The 8,440-nt window shown below is 71.4% G+C and carries 8 protein-coding genes; 3 read left to right on the top strand and 5 right to left on the bottom strand.

Features of this window, described 5'->3' with window-relative positions; all coding sequences use genetic code 11:
- Positions 1–37 precede the first annotated feature (37 nt).
- Positions 38–1,096: an NAD-dependent epimerase/dehydratase family protein gene (locus AC4H2G_RS17390; RefSeq protein ID WP_494366983.1), complete on the top strand. Its 1,059-nt coding sequence runs from the start codon at positions 38–40 to the stop codon at positions 1,094–1,096.
- A gap of 52 nt (positions 1,097–1,148) precedes the next feature.
- On the top strand, positions 1,149–2,027 hold the full coding sequence (locus tag AC4H2G_RS17385; protein ID WP_494366982.1) for a glycosyltransferase family 2 protein: 879 nt from the start codon (positions 1,149–1,151) through the stop codon (positions 2,025–2,027).
- A gap of 15 nt (positions 2,028–2,042) precedes the next feature.
- Here the strand turns inward: AC4H2G_RS17385 and AC4H2G_RS17380 are convergent, their stop codons facing one another.
- The 5 genes from AC4H2G_RS17380 to AC4H2G_RS17360 are packed head-to-tail and all read right to left on the bottom strand — an operon-like array spanning position 2,043 to position 7,558.
- Positions 2,043–3,347 (bottom strand): NAD(P)H-dependent oxidoreductase, encoded by a 1,305-nt coding sequence (locus tag AC4H2G_RS17380; RefSeq protein ID WP_494366981.1) that lies wholly within the window; start codon positions 3,345–3,347, stop codon positions 2,043–2,045.
- Positions 3,344–3,892 carry a dTDP-4-dehydrorhamnose 3,5-epimerase gene (gene rfbC / locus AC4H2G_RS17375; RefSeq protein WP_494366980.1) on the bottom strand — a complete coding sequence of 183 codons (549 nt, stop codon included), beginning with the start codon at positions 3,890–3,892 and terminating at the stop codon, positions 3,344–3,346. The genes AC4H2G_RS17380 and rfbC overlap by 4 nt, the downstream gene beginning before the upstream one ends.
- A gap of 1 nt (position 3,893) precedes the next feature.
- Positions 3,894–4,691 (bottom strand): glucose-1-phosphate cytidylyltransferase, encoded by a 798-nt coding sequence (locus AC4H2G_RS17370; protein WP_494366979.1) that lies wholly within the window; start codon positions 4,689–4,691, stop codon positions 3,894–3,896.
- Positions 4,688–5,824 (bottom strand): acyltransferase family protein, encoded by a 1,137-nt coding sequence (locus AC4H2G_RS17365; RefSeq protein WP_494366978.1) that lies wholly within the window; start codon positions 5,822–5,824, stop codon positions 4,688–4,690. Before AC4H2G_RS17365 ends, AC4H2G_RS17370 begins: the two co-directional genes overlap by 4 nt.
- Before the next feature lie 48 nt (positions 5,825–5,872).
- Positions 5,873–7,558, bottom strand: coding sequence for an FAD-dependent oxidoreductase (locus AC4H2G_RS17360; protein WP_494366977.1), 1,686 nt, complete (start codon positions 7,556–7,558; stop codon positions 5,873–5,875).
- A gap of 257 nt (positions 7,559–7,815) precedes the next feature.
- On the opposite strand from AC4H2G_RS17360, the gene AC4H2G_RS17355 reads away from it, so the two are divergent.
- Positions 7,816–8,412: a serine O-acetyltransferase gene (locus AC4H2G_RS17355; RefSeq protein WP_494366976.1), complete on the top strand. Its 597-nt coding sequence runs from the start codon at positions 7,816–7,818 to the stop codon at positions 8,410–8,412.
- Positions 8,413–8,440 lie beyond the last annotated feature (28 nt).

Raw genomic sequence — 8,440 nt, 5'->3', positions numbered from 1 at the left:
CCGACCTGCCAGTGCGAGGCAGCAAGACTGCAGCGAGATGAGGGGGAGTGCCGTGCGCGTGCTCGTCGACGGTGACCGCGGGTATGTCGGGGCGGTGCTCGTGCCGTTCTTCCAGGCAGCGGGTCACGAGGTGGTGGGGCTGGACGTCGGCTGGTACGACGGCTGCGACTTTGGGGCGCCCGTCGCGGGCTACGAGCAGCGCACCGGGGACATCCGCGACGTCACGCCGCAGGACCTCGAGGGGTTCGACGCCGTGGTGCACCTCGCGGCGATCTCCAACGACCCGCTCGGCCACCTCAACCCCGACGCGACGTACGCGGTGAACGCGCACGGTGCGGTGCACATGGCGCGCACCGCCAAGGCCGCGGGCGTCGGGCGGTTCCTCTTCTCGTCGTCGTGCTCCCTGTACGGCGCGGGCGGCGACGCGCCCGTCGCCGAGGACGGCGCGTTCCACCCGGTCACGCCGTACGGCGAGAGCAAGGTCATGGCGGAGGAGGGCATCTCGGCGCTCGCCGACGACACGTTCTCGCCCAGCTACCTCCGCAACGCGACGGCGTACGGGTCGTCGCCGCGACTGCGGGCCGACATCGTCGTCAACAACCTCACCGGCACGGCGTTCACCCGCGGCGAGGTCCGGCTGCAGTCCGACGGGTCGCCGTGGCGGCCGCTCGTCCACGTCGAGGACATCGCCCGGGCGTTCCTCGCGGTGCTCGAGGCACCGGCGGACGCCGTCCACGACCAGGCGTTCAACGTGGGTCGCGACGAGGACGTCGTCCAGGTCCGGACCATCGCGGAGCAGGTCAGCGAGATCACGGGGGCGCCCGTGTCGTTCGCAGCGGGGGCCGGTCCCGACAAGCGCGACTACCGCGTCGACTTCACCAAGGTCCGCGAGACGCTCCCGGCCTTCGAGCCGCGGTGGACGGTGCCCGACGGCATCCGGGAGATCTGGGCGCACGCCGGCGAGCGTGGCCTGACGGTCGAGGACTTCGAGGGCCCGCGGTTCGTCCGGCTCCGGCGCATCGAGGAGCTGACGGCCTCAGGCCGGCTCGACCTGAGCACCTTGCGTCTGGGCGGCGAGACGGAGACGCCGGCGTGACCATCCGCCGGCGCCCTCGGTGCCGCCCTGCCGCCCGCGGAAGGTCTGTCCCATGACGCCGACCGCCCCCCGGGTGAGCGTCTGCGTCCCCGTCTACAACGGTGAGCGGTTCCTGGACCAGACCCTCGACTCGATACGCGAGCAGACGTACGGCGATCTCGAGATCGTCGTCTCCGACAACGCCTCGACCGACGCGACGTCCGAGATCTGCCGGCAGCACGCGGCCGACGACCCCAGGATCCGCTACGTCCGCCACGACGTGAACGGTGGTGGGCTGTGGAACTTCAACGAGTCGATCCGGCACGCCCGGGGCGAGATGGTCAAGCTCGCGGCCGCCGACGACCTCCTTCGACCGCGATTTCTCGAGACCTGCGTCGAGGCGCTGGACGCCGGTGGTCCCGAGGTGGTGCTCGCGTACCCGCGCACGCAGATCATCGACGAGCACGGCGAGATCACCGAGGACCTGGGCGATGCGGAGCTCCGCGGGGACCGCACGACGCCGCACGAGCGCATCACGGAGTTCCTCCGCGCCCAGGCGGCACACCTGGTGTTCGGGCTCTACCGCACCGAGGTCCTGCGGACGACGCGCGGCTTCCGCCCGACGATCGGCAACGACGTCGTCATCCTCACCGAGATGGCGTGCCGGGGCCGGTTCGCCCTCGTGCCGGAGCAGCTCTTCCTGCAGCGTCGCCACGCGACGCAGTTCTCGGCCCAGGGCGCGCGCCAGGTCCAGTTCCACGCGCCGGGCAAGGACGTGCGGTTCGACTTCCCGCACGCACGGCTCGCGGGCGAGCTGTGGTCGGCGGTGACGTCGTCGGGCCTCCCGGTCGGTGAGACGGCGCGGTCGCTCGCCGCGGTCACGACGAGCTGGGTCCTGCCGCGGTGGCGAGGTGTCGCGGGCGACGTGCGGCGCGCGGTCCTCGGCCGGTAGTCCCGCACCAGCGGCTCAGACGAGGGCCGGCACGGCCGGCCGTCGAGCCTGGGCGTCACGCAGGGTGTCGGCCAGGCGACCCGTGGGGACTGCGACGTCCGCGTACGTGATGACCCCGTCCCGGGCCACCGGTCGACGGAGCGTGCATCCCTCGGCGAGGCCGACGGGCAGCAGCGTGTCGCGCGCGGTGACGTCCGCGCGCTCGCACTCGCCGTAGTAGTGGTAGCCCCCCAGGGCGTCCAGGACCGTGCCGGCGGGCAGGTCCGTCTTGGCGACCGTGACCACCTCGACGGTCGGCGGGCCCGCGGGGTGGAGCGTCGTCTCGCCGAGCAGCGCGGCGCGCGCGATCGTGTCCGGCACCTCGAAGTGGCACAGGTGGTACGGCGCGTAGAACGAGTACAGCGGGCCCGTCCCGAGCTTGTAGAGGTCGAGATAGTGCTGCTGGCGCGGGTCGTCCATCGCCGCGAGCACGAACACGCCCGGGCCGGGTCGAGCGCCCACGACGTAGTCGACGGCGCCACCGAGGGCTCGCAGCTCGTCGACGTCGTACATCGTGGTGAGCTCGTCGACATGACCGTGGTGGTCACGTCCGAGCAAGCCGCGGCGGTGCACGGACATGCCGGTCGCGTTGGCGACGAGGGCCTGCTCGACGTTGACCTTCGTGCCGTCGGCGAAGCTCGTGACCATGTGCGGGTCCTGACCCCAGCGCTGCGCGAAGCCCAGCTGCGTCGTGGGGTTGCGGAAGCGGTCCTGGAGACCCTTGATGTTGCCGCACACGAGCGGGGTGAGTCCCTTGCGCGCGACGAACCGGTAGAGGTTCAGCTGCACACCGGGCTGGTCGCCGTCGCACCCCGTGTAGACGACGCCCGCGGACGCGGCGCGGCAGGCGAGCTCCCACCCGACGGTCGCGTCGAGCTCCGCGTTCATCAGGACGAGGTGCTTGCCGTGCTCGAACGCGCTCAGCGCCGCGTGCGCGCCGAACTCGACCGCACCGGTGACGTCGACCACGACGTCCACCTCGTCGGCCGCCGTCAGTGCGTCGACGTCCTGCGTGAGAGCGAGGCGGCCCGACCGAGCGCTCACGTCGACGGCGTGTGCCGTCCCGACCACGTCGATGTCCTCGACCCCCGCCCAGGTGAGGGCAGCACGGGCCTTGTCCACGTCGCGGCAGTGCACGGCGGTGACGGTCATGCCCGGCGTGGAGCCCATGATCTGCAGGATCAGGGCCTTGCCCATGAAGCCGGCGCCCAGGATGCCCACCCGCACCGGGCGCCCGTCCGCCACGCGCCGGGCGAGCCCGACGTCCGTCGTGATCGTCATGCTCGGGCCTCCTCGCGGTCGGACATGAGCGGCCAGGCAGCGTCCTTGGCGGAGACGACCGTCACCGCCGCGGGCCACGGGATCCCGAACGCCGGGTCGTCGAACCGGTAGCCCTCCTCGGATCCCGGCACGTACGGCCCGGACACCTGGTACGTGACCTCGGCGTCGTCGGTGAGCGTCTGGTAGCCGTGCGCGACATAGGGCGGGACGAACAGCGCCCGACGGTTCGCCGCCGACAGCTCGACGAGGACGTGCTGTCCGAACGTCGGGGACCCGGGCCGGACGTCGACCGCGACGTCGGCGACGGCACCGGCGACACAGCGGACGAGCTTGCCCTCGGCGTGCGGCGGCGTCTGCCGATGGAGCCCCCGGACCGTCCCGGCGAGGCGGTTGTACGACACGTTGGCCTGCGCGACCTGCGAGGGGAGCCCGGCCGCCGCGAAGGCCTCGGCGTCGAAGGTACGGGCGAAGAACCCGCGCTCGTCGGACAGCAGGTCGAGCTCGACGATCGTCACACCCTGGATCGCGGTCGGTTCGAGTCTCACGTCAGCTCCAGATCTTCCACGGTGCGTCGTTGGTGTCCCAACGACGGTTGAGCTCGGTCCAGTCACGGAAGGTGTCCATCCCCATCCAGAACCCGTTGTGCTCGAACACGCCGAGCTGCCCGTCCCGCGCGAGCTTCTGCAGCGGCCGGTGCTCGAGCATCTCGTCCGGGTCGTCGACGAGGTAGTCGTCGAGGAAGGAGCGCTCGAAGAGGAAGAACCCGCCGTTGACCCAGCCGGTGGCCAGGGTCGGCTTCTCGTTGAACTCCGTCACGGTGTCCCCGGCGACGTGCATCTCGCCGTAGCGGCTGCTCGGGTGGACGCCGGTCACGGTGCCGATCGCCCCGGACCGCTCGTGCTGGGCGAGGAGCTGGTCGATGCGGACGTCACCGATGCCGTCGCCGTACGTCACGGCGAACCGGGGCGCGTCGAGGTACTGCGCGGCGCGGTGGATGCGCGCGGCCGTGGCGGTCGTGAGGCCCGTCTCGGCGAACGTGACGCACCAGTCCTCGACCTCGTTCGTGTGGAAGACCGCCGGCTCACCGGCACCGAGGTCGAGCGTGAAGTCGGCGGTGAGCGTGCGGTAGTTGAGGAAGTACTGCTTGATGAGCTCGGACTTGTAGCCGAGCAGCAGCACGAACTTCCGGAAGCCGTAGTGCGAGTACGTCTTCATGACGTGCCACAGGATGGGTCGGCCGCCGATGTCGACGAGCGGCTTGGGCAGCCGCTCGCTCGCCTCGCGCAGCCGCGTGCCCATGCCGCCGCACAGGATGACGACGGGGATGTCTGCCGGGTCGGTCATGGGCGCGTCACACCTTCTGTCGATGGTCGGGGGTCGTGAGCCCGGGCGCGAGCGTCCAGGCGCGCACGCAGAGAGCGTGCAGGCCGCTCGACCAGCCACCAGCTGGCCGTCGCGGCAGCGATCGTGCAGACGATCGGCGGGATGTTCGCCGGGAACGACGTCGGATCGCCGAACCACGTCACCATCGGGAGGTTCCACAGGTAGACGGCGTAGGAGATGGTGCCGAGCGCGGCGAACGTCCGGATGACGACACTGCTCCGTCGCCCCCACCGGCGCATCCGCGCCACCAGGAGCCCGCTGCTCAGGGCGATGGCGGGAACCCCGACGACGTAGGTCGCGGCGTAGCTGCCGAGAGACTCGACGAACGACAGAGCCGCGAGCACCAGGACCGCGATCACGGTCGCCGCCCGCGACACGACGGCGTGCCGGTCCAGGAAGGCGTCGATGTGATGGCGTCCGTAGTACACCGCCGCACCCGTCAACAGCGCGAGGGTCCACGACGTCGGGAGGGTGTACACCTTGTAGGCGTCGGGGTAGGTGACGACGAGGGTGGCGACCACCGCAGCCAGGACGAGCGAGCCGATCCAGGTGAGGGTCCTGCGCGGCCCCCAGCGGTGCACGACCCAGGCCACGACGAACGGCCACACCACGTAGAACTGCTCCTCGACGGCCAGCGTCCAGAGGTGGAACAGGCCGTCGAACCGGATGTCGAACACTGGGAGGTTGGACGTGTACGTCAGTGCCACGAGGAGTCCGGCCGGCAGGTCTTCGGGCTGGCCGCTCGGCGCGAGCGTCGCCTCGACCACCGCGAACACGGCGAGCATGAGCAGCAGCGGCGGGAAGAGACGCAGCGCACGGTGCAGGTAGAACCGGCCGAGGTAGCGGGTGCCGGACCGGTCGAGACCGCGTTCGAGGACGTCGGTGATGAGGTAGCCGCTCAGGGTGAAGAAGATCGTGACGCCGACCATGCCGGCACCGTCGAGCTCGGACGACGCGTGGTTGAGGAGGACCAGCGAGACCGCCACACCGCGAAGGACGTCGAGCCCGACGGCTCGACCGCGACGGACTGCCTCGGGGGGACGCCCGGCCGTCGGTGCGACAGGCACCACGGCGGGCTCCCAGGTCGCAGCCATCGGTCCCTCCGCGTCGGCGTGCCAGGACCGGATGACGGTCCGTCGACCTCAATCCTCGTGACGTCGTCGGTCCGCGTCCAGGGAATGCACGGGTGAAGTCGCACGGTCCTCGGTCGCGTCAGGTCGCCGCGACGTGGCTCGCGCAGTCGTCTCCAGGAGGTGGTCGGCGAGCCGGATGGCGAGGGCGACGATGGTGAGGGTCGGTCCCGCCGTGCCGCTCGTCGGGAAGGTCGACGACCCTGCGACGAACAGGTTGTCGACGCCGTGGACCTTGCCGTCCCGGTCCACGACGCCCTCGGCCGGGTCGTCTGCCATCCGGGTGGTGCCGATGTGGTGCCAGAAGTAGCCGAAATCGCCGGCGCGGTACTTCTCCTCCATCTGCCGGGCGAGGGCACGCCCGTCGAGCCGCAGATCGCGCGCGGCGAGAAGCAGCGCGCGAGCGTGCCGGCGACGCTCCTCCGGGGCGAGGCGGACACGGATCTCTGCCGTCGGCGTGCCGAACGCGTCCGTCGCGCCCGAGAGCACGACGCGGTTCTGACGGTCCGGGACCTGCTCCACCTGCGCGATGAGGGTCAGGCGCCGAGAGGGGCGATCCGCCGCGACGAGCTTGCGCAGGACGTACTCGGCGTTCAGCACCGGGTGCCGCAAGAGACGGGCCAGCGCCCGCGCCAGCGAACCCGCGCGCGGCCCGTTCTTCAGGGCAGCCTTGAACGCGCTGACCCCCGCCGGCGGTGTGGCGCTCGAGGACAGCCACACCGCCAGCCCGGGGAGCTGGAACCGCTGCACCACGTCGTCCGCGACGCTGAGCTGCGCCCAGACGTGCGCGCCGTCGATGTGCTGCCGCGCCTCTCGCACCGCGGTGACCCGGTCGCCGGCACCGCCGTCGTACAGACGGAGCGGCCGACCGCGCCTGCGCGCGCCACGGTGCGTCAACGAGGTCGCGATCGAGTAGTACCAGTGCTCTTGGAAATACCTGCCGACATTGTCCGCCGACGCCGGTGGCATCTGCGTCAGCACGTCGTCCGACGCGAGCAGCAGCCGGGCGTTCTCGATCCCGCCCGTCGCGAGGACGAACCGGTCGGCCGTGATCGACCGCCGCGTCCCGTCGACGCGCGTGACATCGATCTGCCCGACGCCGTCGTCACCGGCGCCGACGACGGCCGTGGCGTGGCAACCGAGCAGGACGGTGACGTTCGGGGCCGAGCCCAGCGCGCTCGCGTGCAGGGCGGCGAAGCTGAACTCGGGCGTCGTCTGGACGACGCGAGTGCGCAGCGCCGTCGTGTCGAGCGTCCGAGCGCCCGGCGGCAAGCACCGACGGGTGACCTCGACGTCGTAGAGGTCGACGTCGCCGAGCCCGGCCATGCGCTGCGCGCGCGCGTAGAAGCCGTCGAGCTCGTCGCCGGCGATCGGCCACCCGCTGTGGGGTATCCACTCCCGCCGTCGGAAGTCGATGTCCTCCAGCGGTCGGCAGTTGCCGAACCAGTGGTTGCTGTTGCCGCCGAGATAGAAGGACTTGCCGGAGGCGCGGCCGAGGGTCACCACCGGGCCGGGCACGAGCTCGTAGACGGAGCGGTCGCTCGCCGCGGGCTCCAGCCCGCCCTCGTCGACGAGGAGGACCGTGAGCCCGGAGCCGACGAGCTCCCGCGCGATCGTGATCCCTGCGACCCCGCCTCCCACGACGCAGACGTCGGCGTGCAGGTGCTCGGGAAGCGGCTGGTCCGGCGCGACGATCACGGCCGAGCCCCTTCTCGCGCGGATGCCCTGGGTGCATGAGCCCTCATGGCGACTCCTCGGTGTCGCGACGCCGGAGCGGCGGAACGGTCGTGTCGGTCACTGAGCATTAAACAGGTGTCGTCCCGCGTGACCGGGGCCCGGACGGGTGAATTCGCCGTCCGGCGCAAGTTCGCCCGCTCGCTCCCTCCGCCGAGCCCACCGACTCCCATACCCTGACGTCACCTCGCCCCACCGTCCGTACAGCACCAGGAGGGCACATGCCTGCTGACGTGGTCGACGACGACTCCCTGCCCACGACCTTCGGCGGTCTGCTACGACTCGTCCGCGAGGACCACGTCGTCAACAGCGACGGGTTCCTCACGCCGGGGTTCTACGCCGTCGCGACGCACCGCCTGGGTGCGTGGGCAGCGGTCGCGCCGTTGCCCGGTGCCGTCCGGAGGGTGGTGCTCGCGCTGCACAACCTGGCGTTCGTCCTGGTGCGCAACGCTTTCGGCATCGAGCTGCCGAGCACCGTACGACTCGGCCGGCGGGTGCGCTTCGCCCACCAGCACGGGGTCGTCGTGCACCCGTGGGCGACGATCGGCGACGACACGCTCGTCCGGCACGGCGTGACGCTCGGAGCACGCTCGACCGACCCCGCGAAGTACCGCGACCAGGGCCCCACCATCGGTCGGCGGGTCATGCTCGGCGTCGGCTGCGTCGTGGCTGGTCCGGTGGTGGTGGGCGACGACGCGAAGATCGGGCCGAACGCCGTCGTCTTCACCGACGTGCCGTCCGCGGCGGTCGTCGTCGCACCTGCACCGGAGATCAGAGAGCGCCGGGCCCAGTCCGAGCAACGGGAGCGCGCATCCTGACGGTGGGAGCCGCCGGATCGGGCGACCG

The sequence above is a fragment of the Cellulosimicrobium sp. BMG9.23 genome, assembly GCF_059159985.1.
Note: the sequence above shows the minus strand (reverse complement) of the source record. Positions and strands in the feature narration are given on the sequence as shown.

Excerpts from the sequence above, each read along its gene's own strand:
- AC4H2G_RS17355 (WP_494366976.1), top strand. The coding sequence starts at position 7,816 with ATGCCTGCTGACGTGGTCGACGACGACTCCCTGCCCACGACCTTCGGC.
- AC4H2G_RS17385 (WP_494366982.1), top strand. The coding sequence starts at position 1,149 with ATGACGCCGACCGCCCCCCGGGTGAGCGTCTGCGTCCCCGTCTACAAC.
- AC4H2G_RS17380 (WP_494366981.1), bottom strand. The coding sequence starts at position 3,347 with ATGACGATCACGACGGACGTCGGGCTCGCCCGGCGCGTGGCGGACGGG.
- AC4H2G_RS17390 (WP_494366983.1), top strand. The coding sequence starts at position 38 with ATGAGGGGGAGTGCCGTGCGCGTGCTCGTCGACGGTGACCGCGGGTAT.
- AC4H2G_RS17370 (WP_494366979.1), bottom strand. The coding sequence starts at position 4,691 with ATGACCGACCCGGCAGACATCCCCGTCGTCATCCTGTGCGGCGGCATG.
- AC4H2G_RS17365 (WP_494366978.1), bottom strand. The coding sequence starts at position 5,824 with ATGGCTGCGACCTGGGAGCCCGCCGTGGTGCCTGTCGCACCGACGGCC.